The 20,509-nt window shown below is 43.9% G+C and carries 20 protein-coding genes; 11 read left to right on the top strand and 9 right to left on the bottom strand.

Features of this window, described 5'->3' with window-relative positions; genetic code table 11:
• The gene (locus ACHUFM_RS08350) at positions 1–951 is read right to left on the bottom strand and encodes a LysR family transcriptional regulator (protein ID WP_394181329.1); all 951 of its coding nucleotides are present in this window, start codon (positions 949–951) and stop codon (positions 1–3) included.
• 128 nt (positions 952–1,079) lie between these two features.
• Between ACHUFM_RS08350 and ACHUFM_RS08345 the strand changes: the two genes are divergently transcribed.
• The 3 genes from ACHUFM_RS08345 to ACHUFM_RS08335 all read left to right on the top strand — a co-directional run bounded on the left by ACHUFM_RS08345 (position 1,080) and on the right by ACHUFM_RS08335 (position 5,005).
• Positions 1,080–1,853 (top strand): class II aldolase/adducin family protein, encoded by a 774-nt coding sequence (locus ACHUFM_RS08345; protein WP_394181327.1) that lies wholly within the window; start codon positions 1,080–1,082, stop codon positions 1,851–1,853.
• Positions 1,854–2,202: 349 nt separating this feature from the next.
• Positions 2,203–3,711, top strand: a complete 1,509-nt coding sequence (locus ACHUFM_RS08340) for a carboxylesterase/lipase family protein (RefSeq protein ID WP_394181325.1) — start codon at positions 2,203–2,205, stop codon at positions 3,709–3,711.
• A gap of 310 nt (positions 3,712–4,021) precedes the next feature.
• The gene (locus ACHUFM_RS08335) at positions 4,022–5,005 is read left to right on the top strand and encodes a 2-dehydropantoate 2-reductase (protein ID WP_394181323.1); all 984 of its coding nucleotides are present in this window, start codon (positions 4,022–4,024) and stop codon (positions 5,003–5,005) included.
• Between the two features lie 100 nt (positions 5,006–5,105).
• On the opposite strand, the gene ACHUFM_RS08330 is transcribed toward ACHUFM_RS08335, so the two are convergent.
• From ACHUFM_RS08330 to hpaE, 7 genes are all read right to left on the bottom strand, one after another.
• On the bottom strand, positions 5,106–6,134 hold the full coding sequence (locus ACHUFM_RS08330) for a TRAP transporter substrate-binding protein (protein ID WP_394181321.1): 1,029 nt from the start codon (positions 6,132–6,134) through the stop codon (positions 5,106–5,108).
• Positions 6,135–6,219: 85 nt separating this feature from the next.
• Positions 6,220–7,548, bottom strand: coding sequence for a TRAP transporter large permease (locus ACHUFM_RS08325; protein ID WP_394181320.1), 1,329 nt, complete (start codon positions 7,546–7,548; stop codon positions 6,220–6,222).
• A 1-nt stretch (position 7,549) separates the two neighbouring features.
• Positions 7,550–8,083, bottom strand: coding sequence for a TRAP transporter small permease (locus tag ACHUFM_RS08320; RefSeq protein WP_394181318.1), 534 nt, complete (start codon positions 8,081–8,083; stop codon positions 7,550–7,552).
• Between the two features lie 121 nt (positions 8,084–8,204).
• Complete coding sequence (locus tag ACHUFM_RS08315) at positions 8,205–8,666, bottom strand: DUF3237 domain-containing protein (RefSeq protein WP_394181316.1); 462 nt, start codon at positions 8,664–8,666, stop codon at positions 8,205–8,207.
• 27 nt (positions 8,667–8,693) lie between these two features.
• A complete protein-coding gene (hpaD, locus tag ACHUFM_RS08310; protein ID WP_394181314.1) occupies positions 8,694–9,623 on the bottom strand; it encodes a 3,4-dihydroxyphenylacetate 2,3-dioxygenase in 930 nt (309 codons plus the stop codon).
• A 27-nt stretch (positions 9,624–9,650) separates the two neighbouring features.
• Positions 9,651–10,031 (bottom strand): 5-carboxymethyl-2-hydroxymuconate Delta-isomerase, encoded by a 381-nt coding sequence (locus ACHUFM_RS08305; protein WP_063331321.1) that lies wholly within the window; start codon positions 10,029–10,031, stop codon positions 9,651–9,653.
• Positions 10,032–10,229: 198 nt separating this feature from the next.
• Positions 10,230–11,693 (bottom strand): 5-carboxymethyl-2-hydroxymuconate semialdehyde dehydrogenase, encoded by a 1,464-nt coding sequence (gene hpaE / locus ACHUFM_RS08300; protein ID WP_394181312.1) that lies wholly within the window; start codon positions 11,691–11,693, stop codon positions 10,230–10,232.
• A 292-nt stretch (positions 11,694–11,985) separates the two neighbouring features.
• Between hpaE and ACHUFM_RS08295 the strand changes: the two genes are divergently transcribed.
• The 8 genes from ACHUFM_RS08295 (at position 11,986) to ACHUFM_RS08260 (ending at position 19,300) form a co-directional block, all read left to right on the top strand.
• Entirely contained in the window at positions 11,986–12,723 is a 738-nt protein-coding gene (locus ACHUFM_RS08295; protein WP_394181310.1) for a fumarylacetoacetate hydrolase family protein, read from the top strand.
• A gap of 12 nt (positions 12,724–12,735) precedes the next feature.
• Positions 12,736–13,497 (top strand): fumarylacetoacetate hydrolase family protein, encoded by a 762-nt coding sequence (locus ACHUFM_RS08290; protein ID WP_394181308.1) that lies wholly within the window; start codon positions 12,736–12,738, stop codon positions 13,495–13,497.
• A gap of 22 nt (positions 13,498–13,519) precedes the next feature.
• Positions 13,520–14,323: a 2-oxo-hept-4-ene-1,7-dioate hydratase gene (gene hpaH / locus ACHUFM_RS08285; protein ID WP_394181306.1), complete on the top strand. Its 804-nt coding sequence runs from the start codon at positions 13,520–13,522 to the stop codon at positions 14,321–14,323.
• A 36-nt stretch (positions 14,324–14,359) separates the two neighbouring features.
• Positions 14,360–15,166, top strand: coding sequence for a 4-hydroxy-2-oxoheptanedioate aldolase (gene hpaI, locus ACHUFM_RS08280; protein ID WP_394181304.1), 807 nt, complete (start codon positions 14,360–14,362; stop codon positions 15,164–15,166).
• A 63-nt stretch (positions 15,167–15,229) separates the two neighbouring features.
• The gene (hpaA, locus tag ACHUFM_RS08275) at positions 15,230–16,129 is read left to right on the top strand and encodes a 4-hydroxyphenylacetate catabolism regulatory protein HpaA (protein ID WP_394181302.1); all 900 of its coding nucleotides are present in this window, start codon (positions 15,230–15,232) and stop codon (positions 16,127–16,129) included.
• Positions 16,130–16,133: 4 nt separating this feature from the next.
• Positions 16,134–16,577 (top strand): GlcG/HbpS family heme-binding protein, encoded by a 444-nt coding sequence (locus tag ACHUFM_RS08270; protein WP_394181300.1) that lies wholly within the window; start codon positions 16,134–16,136, stop codon positions 16,575–16,577.
• Between the two features lie 14 nt (positions 16,578–16,591).
• Positions 16,592–18,022, top strand: coding sequence for an aldehyde dehydrogenase family protein (locus ACHUFM_RS08265; RefSeq protein WP_394181298.1), 1,431 nt, complete (start codon positions 16,592–16,594; stop codon positions 18,020–18,022).
• A gap of 84 nt (positions 18,023–18,106) precedes the next feature.
• Positions 18,107–19,300 carry a multidrug effflux MFS transporter gene (locus tag ACHUFM_RS08260; protein ID WP_394181296.1) on the top strand — a complete coding sequence of 398 codons (1,194 nt, stop codon included), beginning with the start codon at positions 18,107–18,109 and terminating at the stop codon, positions 19,298–19,300.
• Between the two features lie 93 nt (positions 19,301–19,393).
• Here the strand turns inward: ACHUFM_RS08260 and ACHUFM_RS08255 are convergent, their stop codons facing one another.
• Complete coding sequence (locus ACHUFM_RS08255) at positions 19,394–20,467, bottom strand: hypothetical protein (RefSeq protein WP_394181294.1); 1,074 nt, start codon at positions 20,465–20,467, stop codon at positions 19,394–19,396.
• Positions 20,468–20,509: the final 42 nt, after the last annotated feature.

The following is a 20,509-nucleotide window of genomic DNA, read 5'->3' as shown; positions in this document are numbered from 1 at the left end:
TCAAGCAAGATCCAACCGACCTTGCCATCGACCCGCCTTAAACTCCTGTTCAGTCACTTGATGAATCAAAGGAATAATGACTCTTAACATGGCCGTTTCAGGGCGATTCAACGACGTTGAAATATACACATCCCGCCATAAACGTGGCTCAACCACTTCCAACGCGTGTATCTGACCCACTTGTTGTAAATGATAAAATGCAGACGTTGGCGATAACAACATACCATAACCGTCAACAACGTAACGTAACGTGGTCATTAACTGCCCATAGGCTGGTTTATGAGGGATTTTAATACCGGTTTCCTTCTCGTACCGCCGTAATACATAACCTAATGAATCCCGTTCACCAGTGACAATCACTTCATGTTCGGCTAAATCAGCAAAGGTAATGGTCGACTTTTCTTTAAGCGATTGATGTGCAGGTACTTTAGGATCCGTTCCCATTGAAATAAACAGTTTTTCTTGGAACAGTCTTTCTTGACGAATCTGACTCAAATCACTGCCATCCGGAGAGGAAATCGCAATATCGATTTCACCCGCTAAGAGCTGATTAGAAAGGCTATAAGATAAGCCTGTATAGAGTTCTAATTTAATATTAGGGTAATGTTGCTCAACTAACGCCAACAAAGGCACTGAAATAATGTTACCAATAGGCTGTGTCATACCAATGGACAACTGCCCTGCTGGTTCTCTTTCAAATTGATGTACATCTAACTTGGCTTGCTCGACTTGACGAATAATCGACTCAGCATGTGCTTTAAAAATCTGCCCGCTCTCGGTTAACACAACGCCACGAAAACTGCGATCGAACAATTTAGCACCAACCTCATGCTCCAAATTTTCAAGTTGCAAACTAACACTGGGTTGTGCCACGTCTAACGCTCGTGCTGCTGCAGCAATACTATTGATTTCTGCGGTTTTTAAAAAGAACAGAAGTTGTTTGGTATTCATACTCACCAGCTATAAAAAAAATATGGAGCTACACCATAATCATTTTAGTTTTTTATATCCAGCCAATTATTTAACATGTTAACACTAAGTTTTTTCCATAAACAAAAATACCTAGAAAGAGAATTAACATGGCTTCTACTACTCCTCGCAATTTTGAACATCCAACTCGTTTTAACGACGCCGAATGGAAAGCCCGTGTCGACTTAGCGGCAATGTATCGCATTTTCGCTTACTTAAAGTGGGATGAATCCATCTACAACCATATTTCAGTACGAGTTCCAGGCGAAGACAATCATTTTTTAATTAACCCATTTGGTCTTCATTACAGTGAAGTAACGGCTTCTAACCTGGTAAAAGTCGATCTAGAAGGCAATATTATCGGTCACTCCGACTGGCCAATTAACCCTGCCGGCTTTACCTTCCACAGCGCAATTCATGACAAAGTAGACGATGCACATTGTGTGATGCATGTTCATACAACGCCGACTCTTGCCGTCTGTTGCTTAGAAGATGGATTGTCTTACAGTAATTTCTACTCGGCTCAACTGTGGGATAAAGTCGCTTATCATGATTTTGAAGGCATCACTTTGCATATGGATGAAGGCCAACGCATTTTAGACAGCGCGGGCGGCAAGCCACTATTAATGCTTCGCAATCATGGCCCTGTTGTGATGGGCGCATCACTTGCACAGGCATTCTCACTGATGTGGCTAGTCAACCGTGCTTGTGAAATACAAATGGCTTCGATGTCGATGGGTGCTGTAAGAGACATTCCTGAAGAAATTTGCAAAAAATGTACCGCTCAGTCACTTAACTTTGATCCGAAATTTGGTGCCGGTGAAGACGTTTTTGCGGCGATGAAACGCATTGTTGAAAAACAAGACCCATCCTTTAAGAACTAAGATTAAAACCTGTGCTAAAAAACCCAAAAAGGTCAGAAAAACAGGCAAAAATGCGTAATAACTGCGCATTTAAGCCTGTTTTTTAAATGAAGCATTGACCGAATTCTATGCGCCTCTCATCATCAAAAATCGGCTCTTCAAAGGCAAAAATTTCTATCTGATAAACACAAGCATGTCAAAGTTTGACGTGAATTTCCTATCGTGCCATTTGCCGTTGACTGGAAAATTATCACCTTGATGGTATGTCATACCTTAGTGACAGATGGAGAGCGCTCAACGATTACTGAACCATTAACAAAGAGAATTAGTCATGAAACCCTATATAAAAACGATGATAACAAGCAGAATAATGGCTTGTATTCTATTGCTTGGAACAGGCCCTATGTATGCAGCGAACATAAATACGCTCGAAATAACGACTCAACAAGGTCTCGTAAATGGACTGCTTCAACAAGATGTAGGGGCTTTCTATGGCATTCCTTACGCCAAAAACCCCTTTGTCAAAGAGCGTCGTTTTCAAGCCCCTCAAGCGTACGGGAAATGGCAAGGAGTATTGGACGCAACGAATATGGGCCAACCCGTGCCTCAACCCAGTCGAGGTAGAAATGTCGAGTTGGTTGGCAAACCAGGAGATTTGACGCTGAATATTTGGATGCCAAAAGATGCCATCCATTCAGATAAAAAATTACCGGTTATGGTATGGCTGCCTGGTGGCGCTTTTATTCGTGAAGATGCCGGCGAGCAAGTTTATAACGGAACCAGCTTTGCTAAAAATGGCGTCATTGTTGTGACTGTCAATTATCGGGTCGGTGTTGATGGTTTTATGCACCTTCAAGGCGCACCAGATAACCGAGGTACTTTGGATCAAATAATGGCCTTAGAGTGGGTCAATAAAAACATCTCTTCGTTTGGTGGAGATCCCAAAAAAGTGACATTGTTTGGTCAGTCTGCCGGTGCAGAAAGTGTCGCCATTTTACTCGGCATCAAAAAAGCACAAGGTCTTTTTCAAAAAGCGATCATGCAAAGCCCACCGATGCAATCTTTTACTCAAGCAGAAGCCGCTCGTATCACTAAGAGCTTTGCCGATAAACTGTCCGTACCGGCAACCATCGAAGGAATCGCCAGTGTCCCATTTACTCAACTGGTCTCAACCGTTATAGATCAAGGCCAAACCATCACCAACCATGATGAATGGGGTATGATAGCGTGGGGAGGAACGGCTTTTTTACCCGTTGTTGATAATAAACTCATTACGGGCTCACCAATGCAATCGTTGGTAAACAATGCCGATCCGTCCATCCCTATTATTGTCGGCAGCACAGATCAAGAAGCGAGATTATATTTGGTCCCTAACGGTGCTATCGACAATATCGCTAAAGAGGAAGTCTCTCTATTTATAAACGACCTTTCACTCAAGGGTCACCCTGCTGAAGCCTATGCAAATAAATCCATCGGTGAACGTTACGTCAATCTCCAATCTGACTACACATTTAGAATGCCTGCATTGCATATTGCTGAGCATTTGGTGAATAACGGTAATACTGTATGGCACTATAACTTCTCATGGTTTTCAACTGCATTTGGCGGTCGATTAGGCCCTGCTCATTTTGTTGATGTACCCTTTACGTTTAACACAACCCTTAGTGATGAAGCGAAAGGCATGGTGGGTGAGAATCCTCCCGAATCATTAGCTCAAGCGATGCATGATAACTGGATCCGCTTTGCAAAATCAGATCGCGCTGACTGGACGCCATACAATTTAGACACACGTCCGACAATGCGTTTTGATACTAAATCGCAACAGGTAGACGACCCAGAGGCCTCAATTCGTGAGCTATGGAGGGATTACCCCTTCTAGTCTCGAAGACCTTAATTTAACGCAACTCTAAGCGATTTCTCATGCATTCTTAGCAGACGAATCAGCAGACAAACAATATAAGCACGCCTTTACCCTGCGCATAAGGCGTGCTTATTTTTACTCATATCTTAGCGTCCAAAGTTACTTTTAAAATGCTCTTTAAGCCAAAAAAGTCGTTACCAACCGCCTCAGTCTAGTACTCAATAAAAAACCATGAGCTGCACCATATTTTTTAGTGTTTTGCTATCGTTATGCTTTTTTTACCATGCTGGGCGTCATAGAGAGAACATAGATTGAAAGGAAAAATAACATGAAAATATGTATCGTTGGTGTTGGGGCTATTGGCGGCTTCATAGGTGCACGTCTTGCTACGAATAGTCACTTCACTGTCAGTGCGTTAGCTCGTGGAGAAAGTTTAGAAGCCCTTAATAAGTATGGTTGGCGATTAGAGCAAGGCGGAGAAGTCATTCAGCGACCTTGTATTGCCGCTAAGTCTGCCGAAGAGCTTGGCGTCCAAGACATTGTATTTATTGCGTTAAAAACACCTGCCTTAGCACAGGTTTTGCCGACGCTGGCGCCACTGATTAATGAAAAAACACTGGTTGTTTCTGCAATGAATGGCATTCCTTGGTGGTTCTTCCGCGATCTTGAAAAGCAATCCGGACAAGCATTCCAGTCCGTTAATCCTGATGGCAAGAACAGCCTCGCTGTCCCCTATGAAAATATCATTGGCTTGGTGGTCCATGCGGCCGCCATTCGAAAAGAACCGGGTGTCATTCAGCATAAAGCCGGAGATAAATTGATCATCGGAGAACCTAGCAGTGGTAAATCAGAACGAGCTGAGATGCTGACCAATATATTGTCTGAAGTAGGTTTTGACGCCAAACACTCAGACAATATCCGAGCTGAAATTTGGTTTAAACTGTGGGGCAATATGACCACCAATCCGGTCAGTGCCATTACCGGAGCGACGGCCGATAAGATATTAAAAGACCCTCTTGTTCGAAAATATTGTTCAGCTGTGATGAATGAAGCCGCGATTATCGGTGAACAGATCGATTGTAAAATTAGTGAAGACCCAGAGACTCGACACATAGGAACGGAAAAGCTAGGTGCCTTCAAGACCTCCATGCTACAAGACGTTGAAAACAACCGCGCCATCGAGTTGGACTCCATCCTAGGCATTGTCTATGAACTCTCACAAAGACTGGAGATAGAGTCGCCACATATTGAATCTCTCTTTGGACTCACTCGACTTTTTGCGACAACCAAAGGTTTGTATAAAGAAGCCTAACCATAAAAAACGCCGGATGACCTAGATAAGTCACCCGGCGTCTCTTAGAACCCCTTCCTTAAGAAGAAACGATTTTCACTTTAGCTGTGTTTAGTGGCTACTATTTTTGACTGTCGATTTCATTGACGTATTTTCTGAAATCGGCCAAAGCGGCTTTTGCATCAACATCACGATCAGCAACTGAGTTAATCCAAAGCTGATCAATACCTTCAGCCAATTTATTTAGGTCTTTCACTCGCTGGTCATTTTCAGCAAGGAATACCACGTTCACCCCTTTTTCTTTCGCTTCCAAAATCCCGTTATCATCCGCTTTACCCCAAGCTGCACCAGCAAGTTGCGATAACCGTTCACCAGAAACACTCATAATGGCTTGTTGATCTTCTTTACTCAGATCTTCGAATACATCTGGATTCATGACAATACTAAAGGCAGTGGTATATAAACCTTTGGGGAATAACGTCAGGTCAGTACTCACTTCACTTAAACGGAAAAATTTCTGTTCCTGTGCCGGTAAAAATGTCCCATCAACCACACCTTGCTGCATCATTTCATAAGACTTAGGCGATGGCGCTGACACTGGAGTGACCTCAAGACGCTCAGCAAGGTCGTTAATCAACCCACCGCCGATGCGCATTTTTTTACCTTTTAAATCGTCTAACGAATTCACAGGAAATTTGGTATGAAGCTGACCAGGCCCATGCACAAACAAGCCTAATAGGTGTAAGCCTTCGTATTCATCCGCGGCTTCAAAATAGTCTTTGTAGGTACGCCATAAAGCGACAGAACCCGTTTCAGCATCGGTGATTTCACCCGGAATTTCAGCCACACCTGACAACTTAAAACGACCAGGCAAATAGGCTTCTACACTAAAACCGACATCATAAATACCATCTTCAACGGCATCATAAATGGTTTTTGGATGGCCTGTATAGTTTTCAATAACCACTTCAACTCGACCTTCGGTAGCCTCTTCAACCCACTTTTTCCAAGTTGGCCAAACGGTGGCATTTTGTGGATTGGTTGGCGGTAACCAGGTGGCAACACGTAATGTTGTTTCAGCAGCCGTCGCTGAAAGAGAAAGCACTGCACCAGCCGTTACACAAAGTAGGCTTTTCTTAAAATTCATCATTTTTATTATTCCTATTGTTTATGATTCCTATTTATTCGTCACCGCCTTAACCGTAAAGTTGGTGACACCCCTTACTAAACGCACACTATCTATAAAGAAGCTCTGGTAAAAACATCGACACTTGAAACACAAAAACAATGATCAAAAGCCGAAGAATATCCACACACCAAAAAGGCGTTACCCCTTTAAAAATGGTTCCCGCCTTCACGTCTTTCAACACCGCACTGAGCACAAAGACATTCATCCCTACGGGTGGTGTGATCAAACTGATCTCGGTGACCACCACAACGACAATACCGAACCAAACAAGATCAAACCCTAAACTGGCGACCAAAGGATAGAAAACAGGCACCGTAAGTAACAGCATTGAAAGGCTTTCAAACACCATACCCAACACAACGTAAATACATAGAATGACCAAGATCACCACAATTGGCGCAACATCCAATGCTGTGACAAAACTCAACAATGCATCAGGTAAGCCTGCACGGTTAATAAAGTCCGAAAATATAAGCGCCCCAATAACCACACTAAACAACATTGCTGAGGTTCTGGCCGTATCAATGAGTGTTTCGTATAAGCCAGAAAGGCTCAAGCTGCGGCGGGCGAAACCAATCACTAAGGCACCACCAGCACCAATGCCTGCGGCTTCGGTTGGTGTAAAAATACCTAAATAAATTCCTCCCATGACGATAGTAAACAGCATAAGTACACCCCAAATACCTTTTAGTGCAAGCATGCGCTCTTTGAATGTCATGCGTTCACCTGCAGGACCTGCAGAAGGGTTACGCCAAACCACATAACGTACGGCGGCCATATACAGTACGATACCCAACATGCCAGGAATAAAGCCTGCCGCGAATAACTCACGGATACTGGATTCGGTTAGTAAACCGTATATAACTAAGATGACACTCGGTGGAATCAATATCCCTAAGGTTCCACCTGCTGCAATAGAGGCCGTGGCCAAACTGTCTGAATAGCCAAATTTACGCATTGGTGGCATAGCCACTTTCGCCATAGTCGCTGAGGTCGCCAGACTCGAACCACAAATAGCCGAAAAGCCGCCACAAGCCAGTACAGTCGACATGGCAAGACCACCTTTACGATGCCCCAAAAAAGCATAAGAGGCGTTGTATAATTCTTGAGAAAGACCAGACCGAGTCACAATATTCCCCATTAAAATAAATAAGGGGATGACTGACAGACTATACTCCTGCACGGTTTCGACCACCCGACTAGACGCCAGAGTAAGCGGTGCGGTCCAGCGGAACGAAAATACGTTATCAAAGCCAAGACCTTGCAAGATAGCAAAGCCGAAAAAACCTACAATGCCCATCGCAAACGCAATAGGCATACGCAGGACGAGTATCAGAATTAACAGTACGGCAAAACCAATAAATACAACGGACACGTTATTCTCCAACCGACTGTGAAACGTTTTTACTTTTCAATACACAATAAGCGCCATAGGTCAGCATGCAAGCGGCCGTTACCCAACTCATTAATGCGATGTATTGAGCAATATGGCCTGAGGGTAACCCAAGATACTCAGTGAGCTCGCCGCGGCGAAGGGAACGCTCTGCCAACTGATAAATGCGAACGGCTAAGAAGTAAAAAGACGTCGATATAATAAAGACAGAAAAGATAGCGAGGATTTTGACAATGCGATTGCCTAAAACGTGATCTAAAAGATCAACAACAACATGACTACCGCGCCAAGTAATGATAGGCATTTGAGCAAATACCATGATAGCCAAACCGATTTGAGTCAGTTCAACAGCGCCATTAATAGAATTGTTAAAAAGGTATCGACCCGCTACATCAAAACAAGTCAATAATACGATCAATAGCAATACCGTCGCAGCGATCCCTTCAAGTATCAAACCAATCCATCGGTAGACATTGGGTTCTGGATATTGCTTCTCTATCCATCCACTTAATTGCATGGAAACTCCTACTTAATATTCTAGTTATTATTTTTATTTAGTTATCATGTTAACTAAATAGCCGTGAAAATAAAACCGCTTTTGCTTAAAAAAGAATCCAAACAGCGATTATTAAACAAGCCTATAAAACTTCAAAAATTTGCAGCTCAACTAAATCAGGCTGACGTACACCGGTTCCAACAAAAACACGTTCGGTTATCCATTGCATGGATGGCGAACTCGTTTCAAAAACCGGACTACAGCGGAAATAAATAAGCTCTGGATCTACTGATATGCCAGCCTTTATTTTTTGTGTGACTTCTGCTGATGCGACACGAATGGCTTTGTTCTGAATAAAGATTAACTCACCATTATCTAACTCAATGACGTATTGAGCATCGAGATGCGTCATTCTAGGGGTAACGATTAACTGGAAGTCCGCGCCACCTTTTAACACGCTTCCCTTCCAGCCATCGCCTTGCACATGACCACCCGTAATCGGAATGACTCGACGTTCACCATGAATTGAAACTCCCACTTCCAAGGGCGCATCAATTTCCACTTTTAACGTCGCAAAGTGTTTTAATTGCGGGGCTTGGATCATAGCGTACTCCTATCAGAATCAAACCCATTAAAGACGGCTTTTACCATAAGTAAAAGTACCATTTTCCACTGATGCTTGAGGCTTAGGAACCGCTGCTCCGGTTTGTGGCGATACTGGGAAAATGGCGTTGATTTGACCTGTTCCAGACGCACCAAAATACGGTGTTAGTACTTCTACTTTTTGATCGTATTCCGACCACCCAAGCGCCCCAAGCAACATAGCCGTGTCATGCATGAAGCCTTCGCCATGACCTTTTGCGGCGTACTCAGGTAGCATTTCACAGAACGTATCCCATTCAGCGTTTTCCCACATTTTGACCACAGATTCATCTAAGGACTCAAGGAATGGACTCCAGATTTTATGAGCAAAATCAGGCGCTGTACCGTTTTGAGCAAATCGATGCGACAACGAACCACTGGCTAAAATCGCCACATTACCGTCATAGTGCTTCTCGATGGCTTCTCGCAGCGCCCAGCCAAAACGAGCGGAATCATTAAGGTAATGAACCGTCAACAACGCCGAAACAGAAATGACTTTAAAATGCAGGTCTTGGTTCATATAACGCATTGGCACCAGTGTGCCGTATTCTGGCGCAAGTGTGGTTTCATCATGAGCGAGAGTTTCTACCCCTTGCTCATTACAGACTTTCGCAATGATTTTGCCTAACTCAGGATTACCATAAACCTCATAGTCCATATTCTTAATAAAGTGTGGTAACTCATTACTGGTGTAAGTGCCCTTGAAATGCGGGGCGCAATTGATGTGATAATTGGCGTTCACCAACCAATGCGTATCAAACACAATAATGGTATCCACGTTGAGTTCTTTGCAACGGCGGGCTATTTCATAATGCCCATCAATGGCGGCTTGACGAGTTCCCTTTCTTGGGCCATCTAACTCTGAAAGATACATGGATGGCACATGTGTTATTTTGGCGGCTAGCGCTAACTTACCCATAGGTAAAACCTCTTAACGTGTCACACCCTACTTAAAGAGAGCGTGAATATTATTTTTATTAAACTTAAGGACTGGGTGTAATTCCGTTAATTCAAATGATATTTGGCAGTAACTCGTATCCGTGATGGGTTTCATCCAATCACAGAGTATTTCAAATACTCTTTCTGCCACTTCTTGGCGCAATTCCATACTGCGACCGTGACCAATTTTGAGCGTCAGATTCAGCAAAGCAAAGTCTTCTCGCCCATCCGCAACACGATAATCATCACAACGAATGGCGCGACTGCGTACACCGCCCAATGGAAACGCCCCCGTCGAGACAACATACTCGTGGAAGGCTTTAAAAAGCGGCTGAAAATCCAATCTCTCTTCCAAGTTTGCTGAGTATTCAATAATAAAATGTGGCATATAACTCTCCTCCTAAAGAGATACTGTTTCAAATAAAAGGAAATAATTTCTCTTTTATTAAGTCCTCTTAACGACGTCATGAACGAAGCAAAGACAAGGCATAAAATGGACGAGGAAGCGGAGTTTATATGTCATAAATGAGCATTCCGAGTCCATTTTTAACGCTGTATTTGCGAGCGCAATAGTCGTATCTAAAAGTTAAACGCCCCACTTAGGAATATGATGACTCCCCATACTAATACACACATTCTTTGGTTCGCAGAAAATTTCGTAACTGTATGTACCACCTTCACGGCCAGTACCAGACGCTTTCATGCCGCCGAATGGGGTACGTAAATCGCGCACGTTTTGGCTATTCACAAATAACATACCCGCTTCAATACGACGCGCAATACGATGTACTTTGCCATTGTCTTGAGTCCACAAATAAGACGCCAAGCCATAGTCGTTGTCATTGGCCATACGAATCACGTCTTCTTCGTCTTTAAATGGAATCAAGACAGCAACTGGGCCAAAAATTTCTTCACGGGCAATACGCATATCGTTAGTCACATCACGGAAAGCCGTCGGACGCACAAAATGCCCACCCTTTAGATGATCTGGTAACTCTGCTGTTGGTTTTTCAGGTCCACCAGCAATTAGCGTTGCGCCTTCTTCGATACCGGTTTTGATATAGCCTGTAACTTTTTCCCAATGAGACTGACTGATCAAGGAACCCACTTTGGTGTTCATATCCGTCGGATCACCCACTTCAATCTTACTCGCACGGGCGGCAAAATCTTCACAGAATTTATCGTAAATAGTTTCTTGTACGAAGATACGTGAACCTGCAGTACAGCGCTCGCCATTGATAGAAAAAATCCCAAATACGGCCGCATCAAGAGCGCGGTCATAATCGCAATCATCAAAGATCATCACTGGAGATTTACCACCCAGTTCCATAGAGAACTTCTTCAAACCCGCAGTGGAAATAATATGTTTGCCTGTTGACGTACCGCCGGTAAAAGATATCGCCGCCACATCAGGGTTAGTGATCAAGGCATTACCTGTGGTCGCACCAAAACCATGAACCACATTAAATACACCAGCAGGAATACCCGCTTCCATTGCCAGTTTCCCTAGAAAATCCGTTGTCAAAGGCGATAATTCAGACTGTTTCATGACCGCCGTATTACCCAACGCCAAACAAGGCGCGGTTTTCCAAGTTCCCGTCATGAAAGGCACGTTCCAAGGGGAAATAAGCGCACAAACACCGGTTGGCTGATACAAAGAATAATTCAACATTTGATCGTCCATAGGATAAGTATGGCCGTTCATTTGTTTTGCCATTTCAGCAAAGAAATAGAAATTATTGGAAGCGCGCGGCACCAGCGCATTTTGTGTCTGATACAGAGGCAACCCGGTATCGGCGGTTTCCATTTGTGCCAATTCTTCTACATTATCGGCAATCAAATCGCCTAATTTGGTGATGATTTTAGAACGTTTTGCCACAGGCATGTTCGCCCAAGCAGGGAACGCCGCTTTCGCAGCCGCAACCGCTTCTGCTACCTGCGCATCCGAAGCATGAGCCACCTCAGCAAGCATTTCGCCCGTGGCTGGATTGAAGGTTTGGAAGGTTTCTTTGCTTTCGACCCATTTGCCGTTGATTAAGTTTTTTATCATTTTTATAGCCTCTTCAAAGCAGATTATTTTTCTTCTCTACAAGATTATTAGAACCTAATAAAAAAGATCTAAGTGACATCAAGCAGAGCAAAACTCATTAACATGTTAAGTAAATTATTCCTCATAAAGGAAATTGTCAAGAGACAAAAATAGGACAAAACAAATTTTCTTGAGTTCGATTCGGCAATCTTTTCTACGCTTAGTTTTAAACCAACCGATTTTTTTGAGTTGACAGAAGAAAAGGATTAAGCAAATATAGTTAACATGTTAAGCACATTAGGACGAACACCACATGCTCCATTACAAAACAAAAAAAAATGATCAGGTGATCAATTTACAAGCACAAGCGGCCTTTGAAGTACCGTTAGAAAACAGTCTTCTTCCGGCAGTTAGTGGCGCGGTTATTGGCGTGGCACTGAATGACAAAACACTTTATCAATCGTTAGAAAAACAATTCAACGAAAAGCCTCATGTTAGCCCTCCTAAAACGCCGGTTTTGCACATCAAAACCGACAACACCCATATTGGCTATGGCGATACCATTCGAATCCCAAGTGATATGGGCGCGGTGTTTTCTGGCCCTTCTTTGGGCATTGTCATCGGCAAAAAAGCCTGCCGAGTCACGGAAGAAAGCGCGCTTGATTACGTCCAAGGCTACACCATAGTGAATGAGGTTAGCTTAGCGGAAACGTCTTTCTATCGCCCTGCGGTAAAAGCAAAATGTCGTGACACTTTCTGCCCTATTGGGCCTTGGGTTATGGATGCGGCAGATGTCGAGACACCTCAAAACTTAGCCATCAAAACCTACATAAATGATACGCTCTGCCATGAAACCAGCACCAACCAAATGATTCATAGCATTGAACAAGTCATCGCGTATATCAGCAGTTTTATCACTCTAGAAGCTGGCGACATGATTATCGCAGGCACACCACTTCGCACCGAAAGCCTTGAGATTAAGGCGGATGATGTGGTCATGGTTGAGATCGAAAAAATTGGCCGCCTCGTTAACCCAGTTGCCGCAGAATAAGGAGTGATAACCATGAAACGCGCAAAGATTTTATTAAATGAAGAAACTGTCAACGTCACCATTAACGAGGCGAACCAAGTCCTTACCGAAACAGGCTCGGTGGTAGAAGAAGGGACATTTACTTGGTTACCACCTTGTGAAGGCAAAGCCTTTGTTTTGGCGATCAACTACGCTGACCACGCGGCGGAGCTGTCTTTCAAAGCGCCTGATGAACCTTTGGTATTCTTAAAATCCAGCAACACCTTAATCGGTCACGATCAAAAAACCTATCAACCTGACAACATCGACTATATGCATTACGAGTGCGAGCTGGTGGTGGTGATTGGTAAAGAGGCGAAGAACGTGTCCCTAGAAGATGCTATGGATTACGTGGGCGGCTACACAGTCGGTAATGACTACGCCATTCGTGACTATTTAGAAAACTACTACCGCCCTAACCTACGTGTAAAAAGCCGTGACACTTGCACCCCAATCGGCCCTTACATTATTGATGCCAGCGAAGTGCCAGACCCTCATAATTTGACGATCCGCACCTACATCAATGGAGAGCTGAAACAAGAAGGCTCGACTAAAGACTTGATCTTTAATGTGCCCTATTTGGTGTCTTACTTAAGCAACATCATGACGCTAACACCGGGCGACATGATTTTCACTGGCACACCAGAAGGCCTTGCCCATGTGTATCCAGGCGATGAAGTCATTACCGAAGTGGAAGGCGTTGGCGTATTGAAAAACACCATTATTTCAGAAACCGACTATTTGAATAGCCTCTAACAAAAACAACAAGGAACTCACCATGCTATCAGCCGACATCATCAAACAGTGTGCTCAGAACTTGCATCAGGCGGAAAAGGACTGCGTTCAGATTCGTCAAATATCGTTGGAATACCCCGATATTGACATCGATGATGCTTACGCAATTCAAAGTGAATGGCTCAAAATCAAATTAGCAGAAGGTCGTCAAATTATCGGTCATAAAATAGGCCTGACCTCTCGCGCTATGCAATTGAGTTCACAAATTGACGAGCCCGATTACGGCACCCTACTTGACGATATGCTCTATCACGACGGTTGCGAGATCGATACCAGCAAATTCATCGTGCCGCGCATCGAAGTCGAGTTAGCGTTTATTTTGAAAAAACCATTAAAAGGCCCAAACTGCACCATGTTCGATGTGTATAACGCAACAGATTACGTAGTCCCTGCACTTGAACTGATCGATGCACGCAGCCAATCTATCGATCCAGAAACCAAGCGCCCACGTTTGGTATACGACACGATTTCAGACAATGCTGCTAATGCGGCCATTATTCTAGGCGGCCGCCCTATTAAAATGGATGAAATGGATCTGCGTTGGGTATCGGCGATCATGATGCGTAACGGCATAGTAGAAGAAACAGGCGTTGCCGCCGGTGTCTTAAATCATCCAGCCAATGGCGTGTCTTGGTTAGCCAATAAACTGGCCCCATTTGATGTCGAACTCGAAGCGGGGCAAATTATTTTGGGCGGTTCGTTTACACGCCCAACAGCGGCTAGAAAAGGCGATACCTTTACCGTCGATTATGGTCCATTAGGAACGGTTTCTTGTCACTTTAAATAACCGATAAAATAACAAAAAAAACATGAGGATAATCGGATGAGCGCGCCAAAAAACGAATTTAAGATGGCTCTTAAAAACCGTGAAACACAAATTGGTTTATGGCTTGGCCTTGCCAATTCCTATACGGCGGAGCTCATTGCCTCCGCTGGGTTTGATTGGTTATTAATCGATGGCGAGCATGCGCCAAATACCTTGCAAACCATGGTTAGCCAACTGCAAGCCATCGCGCCTTATCCGAGCCATCCTATTGTGCGTCCAGCGTGGGCGGATCATGTCAGCTTAAAGCAAATACTGGACCTTGGTGTACAAACCATATTGGCCCCCATGATTGATAGCGCCGAACAAGCCGAACAAGTGGTGAAAGCAACACGCTACCCTCCCCAAGGCATTCGTGGTGTGGGTAGTGCTTTAGCTCGTGCTTCCCAGTTCAACCGTACACCCAATTATTTGACCACCGCCAATGACGAAATTTGTGTCTTGGTGCAAATTGAAACCCTAGCAGGCGTGAATGCGCTAGACGCCATTCTGGATGTAGAAGGTGTCGATGGTGTGTTCATTGGCCCTGCGGATTTAAGTGCATCCATGGGCTTTATTGGACAACCCAATCACCCTGAGGTGGTTGCCGTTATCGAAGCCAGTATTGCCAAAATTGTCGCAAAAAATAAAGCTCCGGGCATTTTAATGGCGGCACAAGAGCAAGCAAAACGTTACATCGCGCAAGGTGCACTATTTGTCGCGGTCGGCAGTGACACTGGTTTATTGATGAACAGTACAAAAAATCTGGTTGATACATTCTCAACAAAGACAACCAATACTGATGAAGGTGGTGACTCAGTTTATTAAGCTGAGCCTGTCAATTAGACCTTTCTTTTCTATAAAGATAGCCACCAAACAGGTAAAAAAACCATGACAAAAGAATGGATCCCCAATCTACAAATCGGTCAAGACTACGACAGTAAATACCGTGATGCAGACATTCATTTTGACCAACTTGGCGCCATGGCCGACTTTTTCGGTCGCGATATGCCTGTGCACATGCACGCTGATTTTTGCCAAATTCATTTTGTCCTAACAGGCGATACTCAGTTCAATATTGACCAGAACCTTTATAAAACCTCTGGCACGGCCATTTTTTATACACCACCAGCGACACCCCACGCCTTTCTTACCCAAGCAAATGCGCCAGGGTACGTGCTAACACTGCATCATTCTATTGTGAATAAAATGGCCGACGAGTTAGGCGCTCATGCACAAAATCGTTTCTTAATTCTGCCTATTTGCCTTACTTCTGAGAACATGAGCCCCGAAAAAGAAAAGCTTTTCAAAACAACATTAGAGCTAATCGGGATGATTAAATCCGAATGGAGCAGCGAATTATCTTATAAACATGATGCCATTTTAGGGCTCATCAAACTATTGCAGCTCAATCTTTTTCGTCTTTCTGAATCGGATAAAAAAACCAATAGCAGCACCCGTCATGAAGTTGAGATGTATAAGCACTTCAATCAACTGGTGGAAAATCACTATAAAGCAGAAAAAGCCATTTCCTTTTATTGCCAACAGTTAGATATCAATGAAAGCCGACTGAATTACGTCTGCAAAAAAGTCTCTGGTTCTCCCCCTAAAGCCATTATTAACAGTCGTATCATTCTGGAAGCAAAACGCCACATCCTTCACGCCAATCAAAGCTTGAACGAACTGTCTTATGACCTTGGCTATTTGGACCCGTCTTATTTTTCACGTTTCTTCCAGATCAAAACTGGCCTTACGCCCAGCGAATATAAAAAACGGCATAGCCAAGGGTAATACGATGCTAAACGCGATTAAACAAACGACAGAATTAAGCCATGAGAGTGCCGTTCAGCTGTGCCTCACCGCCATCATTCACGCCAATACCTTCTCCGCAAACATTGGCGTCGTGGTGTTAACACCAGCCGGAATAGAGCTCGCGGCAGTGCGAATGAACCAAGCACCATTACATGCCCTAAACATTGCACGAAAAAAAGCCTACACCGCCGCCAGTTTCAAAGTCTCTAGTCAATCTTGGCAGGAAAAACTCAAACACAAGCCCGATACCATGAGCGCCCTATTGAGAGAAGACAATTTTACCTATTTAGGCGGAGGCCTTCCGGTAATGGTCGACAACGAAGTCATCGGTGCGATCGGCGTCTCTGGCGCAACCGAAGCACAAGATGTTGACTGCGCGGAACAAGCCATCACAGCATTACTAGATTCATTATCCCAAGCAAAATAACAAGAGAATTAAACATGTTGCAATCAAGCTATCCCTTTTACCTTGCTAACAAACCCGTTTATGCCAATCAAGACTTAGCGGTTACGAACAAATACAGTAACCAAGTCGCGACTCATGTAGCGATGGCCAGCGTAGCCGATATCGATAAAGCCATTGCCGCGGCGGACAACGCCAAACATGCGATGCAAGCCATGCCAGCCTACAAACGTCAGGCCATCTTGCAACATTGTATTGCTCGCTTTAAAGAGCGTTATGAAGAACTGGCGTATGCTCTTTGTATCGAAGCGGGTAAGCCCATTAAAGATTCCCGTGGCGAAGTGACTCGCCTAATTGACACTTTCCAAATTGCCGCGGAAGAAGCGACACGTATCTATGGCGAAGTCATGCCGATGGACATTTCTCCTCGCGCAGAAGATTACCAAGGCATGTGGAAACGCGTGCCGATCGGACCCTGCTCTTTCATCTCGCCGTTTAACTTCCCTCTTAACTTGGCGGCCCATAAAATCGCGCCTGCCATTGCCGCAGGTTGCCCTTTTATTCTAAAACCAGCCAGCTTAACGCCAGTCAGTGCGTTGATCGTCGCCGAAATCCTCGCAGAAACCGATTTACCAGAAGGGGCATTTTCCATTTTGCCTTGCCACCGTGATGGCGCCGATTTATTCACTACAGATGAGCGCTTGAAACTATTAAGTTTCACCGGCTCGCCAGAGGTTGGCTGGACCTTAAAAGCCAAAGCAGGTAAAAAGCCTGTCGTGCTGGAACTTGGCGGGAATGCGGCGTGTATTGTTGATCACGACATCGACCTAGACGATGCCGTACAACGCATTATCTTCGGAGCTTATTATCAATCAGGTCAAAGTTGCATCAGTGTTCAGCGTATTATGGTGCATGAATCACTTTATGACGAAGCCAGAGCACGTCTTACCAGTGCGGTGAACAATCTAGTCATGGGCGATCCATTAGAAGAGACAACCTTCATCGGCCCAATGATTTCCGAAAAAGAAGCGGCTCGCTTATCTGGCTGGATAGAAGAAGCCCGTGCAGGTGGCGCAAACATTCTAGCCGGTGGTCATCGTGAAGGCGCCATGCTAGACGCCACATTGCTTGAAAACGTTCAGCCCGATATGTCTATTTCGTCTCAAGAAGCCTTTGGCCCTGTGGCTATCTTATCTAAGTTTTCAGATTTTGATGTGGCACTAGAAGAAGTGAACAACTCAGACTTTGGTTTGCAAGCTGGCATTTTCACTAAGGACATTTATAAAGCTTACAAAGCATGGGATGTCTTGGAAGTAGGCGGTGTCGTCATTGGCGATGTGCCATCTTGGCGTGTGGATCACATGCCCTATGGCGGTGTAAAAGACAGTGGTTTAGGTCGTGAAGGCGTCCGTTTTGCCATTGAAGACATGACAGAACTCAAACTAATGGTACTAAGAACACCAAAATAAAGCGTTTTAGACGTTCAAGAAAGCCGACGAGACAAGCTCTCGTCGGCTTTCTGCTCTGTGAGATACCTTAACAAGGACATGGTTATGACCCAAACCAATACTCAAACGCACTCTAAATGGATGGTTCCTTTACTTGGCTATTTAGTCGCTTTTGGGCCCTTATCAGTGGATATGTATTTGCCCAGTTTGCCTGCGATTGCCAGTGATCTCAGCAGCTCACAAGCCACCATTCAGTACACCATCACGTCTTTTTTGTTCGGCATGGCCATTGGCATGCTGTTCTTCGGTCCACTGTCAGATCTGATGGGGCGTAAAAAGCTATTGTTAATTGGTACCGCTTCTTACGTCATCAGTAGCATTGGCTGTGCTCTCGTTAACAATGGTGAATCCTTGGTGTTGTTGCGATTTTTACAATCCCTTGGTGCCGCCGCTGCCGGCGTGCTTGGACGAGCCTTGGTTCGAGATTTATTCCCGCTGAATAAAGCCGCGGGGATTCTCTCGAATATGCATATTATCTCGATGGGAGTGATGCTGATGTCACCTATTTTGGGTGCTTATATTGTCACTTGGTTAAATTGGCGATGGATTTTTTATTTTTTATCTGCCCTGTCATTTTTATCCCTGATTGGCATTTTCTGTATCTTACAAGAACCCCCACGAGACACGAGTAACAAGACCAGTATTAAAGGCTATCTAAAGAACTATGCTGACTGCCTTTCCCATCCAAAAGTCACTTTTTATTTACTGGCAAATGGCTTTTCCTTCGGTGGCATGTTCGCCTTTATTGCCGCATCGGCTTTCGTTTACATCGACTTTTTTGGCTTCTCTGAAACCACCTACGCCATCACGTTTTCCACCAATGTGGCCATGATCATTGCCGCCACCGTGATCAATAAAAAGTTAGTCAGCCAATTTAACGTCTACAAAGCGTTACGAGTGACCTCCGCCACCTCGTTAACGGCCGCCTTACTGATCTTTATGGTAGCAATTTTCTTCCCTAACACGGCTCCACTCTTCATTGCCGTCACCATGCTTTACATCAGTGTAACTGGTGCGATTGGCGCAAACAGCCTAGCCTGTTTGTTTGACCTCGCCCCCACAAAAGCCGGTACCATGGCAGGCTTACTCATCGCCACCCAATTTATTGTCGGTGGTCTCTCAAGCTCGGTCACCAATATGGTCTTTGATGGCACCGCCAGTTCATTGTTGATTGTCATGGGAATATGCGGCGGCTTAAGTTATGGCTTTCACCGCTTGTCACAAAGTAAAACCACATAATCAAAAAAGCCTGACAAAACTGACAGGCTTGGATTGTTTATGATGTTTAGCGCTTCAATCAGCCGACGCTTTAGCGGTCGGCTGATTGACTTGTTAGCCTTCGTTTATTACCGAACTAATAATTTTATTATTTGAAACATCATCACCAACTTTAGTTATCATGAATAACATTTCATTCGTATTAAAAAACTCTAAAGACTTTTCAAAATATTCTCTGTACAGAATAGAAGCCTTGCCACTCTCAACTAATGCTAAAAGTCGACTAGCACTAGAGTATTTTGAGCCCGAGCTATCTAAAATACTAAAATTAGCTCGAAGTAGCATATCGCTCAGCAACTGATCTTGCATAAAACGTATTACTCGCGTTTCAGTAACAACATTCCCCTTTTTTTCTGAGGAAACTTTTTCTTGAGCGAAACAATTCAAAAACAAGTTTAATGCTAAAGTTTCTTTATCTAATTTAATAGAGAATTTTTCAGTTCTGACATTCACACAATTTAAGTACCCGTTAAATGGGTCGAAAATTTTAGACTCATTAGGGCTGGGGCTAAAAGAAAGCTCAACATAAACATCTTGAGCAGCAGTAACAAAATAATCGTTAAAAGCAATGTGACTAATACAATTAGATAAAGACTCTACACTTGCTTTTCGACCATAACCCTCAAACTGAGCTTGAGTTTGAAGTATCCACCATTGTTGTTGCTCATTTAGTTTAAGGCGTGAAGCTATTAAAAGAGGTAAACCAAAATTTTCTGCGTAGGCTGAGTACTTTTTTAAAAAGCCGGCACCTATTTTTTTAGTTTCTATATTATTTGTTGTTTTAACTTCGACAAAAGCGTTTAGTTTTTTCAACTCACGCTTTGAATCATATATTGAGTTATTTAAATTAAATGAAGCCAAATAATCTGGCGTTTTATAGTGATTCTCTATACTTAGGCCTTGTTCAAGCCCAGAAACTGAATCACAACACCTCATGATTTTACATAAAAGTAAGAATTCATCTTCTAATAAAAGCCCTTCAACTCTTCGTCTTGCCTCATCAGTACTAAGTTCACCGGAGTATTTTTCTAAGTATTCCTCAAAGTCTAATTGGGACGTACAACCAATGCTAATTGACTTTAGAATTTTTAATCTTTCAATTGTTGAAAGTGCCTCAACCCCTTCCATATACTCGGCTCCATGATTTAGAAGGCTACGCCGCGCTCTGCG

It is taken from the genome of Marinomonas posidonica, from assembly GCF_043643765.1.
Classification (GTDB): domain Bacteria; phylum Pseudomonadota; class Gammaproteobacteria; order Pseudomonadales; family Marinomonadaceae; genus Marinomonas; species Marinomonas posidonica_A.
Note: the sequence above shows the minus strand (reverse complement) of the source record. Positions and strands in the feature narration are given on the sequence as shown.

Excerpts from the sequence above, each read along its gene's own strand:
- ACHUFM_RS08350 (WP_394181329.1), bottom strand. The coding sequence starts at position 951 with ATGAATACCAAACAACTTCTGTTCTTTTTAAAAACCGCAGAAATCAAT.
- ACHUFM_RS08345 (WP_394181327.1), top strand. The coding sequence starts at position 1,080 with ATGGCTTCTACTACTCCTCGCAATTTTGAACATCCAACTCGTTTTAAC.
- ACHUFM_RS08340 (WP_394181325.1), top strand. The coding sequence starts at position 2,203 with ATGGCTTGTATTCTATTGCTTGGAACAGGCCCTATGTATGCAGCGAAC.
- ACHUFM_RS08335 (WP_394181323.1), top strand. The coding sequence starts at position 4,022 with ATGAAAATATGTATCGTTGGTGTTGGGGCTATTGGCGGCTTCATAGGT.
- ACHUFM_RS08330 (WP_394181321.1), bottom strand. The coding sequence starts at position 6,134 with ATGATGAATTTTAAGAAAAGCCTACTTTGTGTAACGGCTGGTGCAGTG.
- ACHUFM_RS08320 (WP_394181318.1), bottom strand. The coding sequence starts at position 8,083 with ATGCAATTAAGTGGATGGATAGAGAAGCAATATCCAGAACCCAATGTC.
- ACHUFM_RS08315 (WP_394181316.1), bottom strand. The coding sequence starts at position 8,666 with ATGATCCAAGCCCCGCAATTAAAACACTTTGCGACGTTAAAAGTGGAA.
- hpaD (WP_394181314.1), bottom strand. The coding sequence starts at position 9,623 with ATGGGTAAGTTAGCGCTAGCCGCCAAAATAACACATGTGCCATCCATG.
- ACHUFM_RS08305 (WP_063331321.1), bottom strand. The coding sequence starts at position 10,031 with ATGCCACATTTTATTATTGAATACTCAGCAAACTTGGAAGAGAGATTG.
- hpaE (WP_394181312.1), bottom strand. The coding sequence starts at position 11,693 with ATGATAAAAAACTTAATCAACGGCAAATGGGTCGAAAGCAAAGAAACC.
- ACHUFM_RS08295 (WP_394181310.1), top strand. The coding sequence starts at position 11,986 with ATGCTCCATTACAAAACAAAAAAAAATGATCAGGTGATCAATTTACAA.
- ACHUFM_RS08290 (WP_394181308.1), top strand. The coding sequence starts at position 12,736 with ATGAAACGCGCAAAGATTTTATTAAATGAAGAAACTGTCAACGTCACC.
- hpaH (WP_394181306.1), top strand. The coding sequence starts at position 13,520 with ATGCTATCAGCCGACATCATCAAACAGTGTGCTCAGAACTTGCATCAG.
- hpaI (WP_394181304.1), top strand. The coding sequence starts at position 14,360 with ATGAGCGCGCCAAAAAACGAATTTAAGATGGCTCTTAAAAACCGTGAA.
- hpaA (WP_394181302.1), top strand. The coding sequence starts at position 15,230 with ATGACAAAAGAATGGATCCCCAATCTACAAATCGGTCAAGACTACGAC.
- ACHUFM_RS08270 (WP_394181300.1), top strand. The coding sequence starts at position 16,134 with ATGCTAAACGCGATTAAACAAACGACAGAATTAAGCCATGAGAGTGCC.
- ACHUFM_RS08265 (WP_394181298.1), top strand. The coding sequence starts at position 16,592 with ATGTTGCAATCAAGCTATCCCTTTTACCTTGCTAACAAACCCGTTTAT.
- ACHUFM_RS08260 (WP_394181296.1), top strand. The coding sequence starts at position 18,107 with ATGACCCAAACCAATACTCAAACGCACTCTAAATGGATGGTTCCTTTA.
- ACHUFM_RS08255 (WP_394181294.1), bottom strand. The coding sequence starts at position 20,467 with ATGGAAGGGGTTGAGGCACTTTCAACAATTGAAAGATTAAAAATTCTA.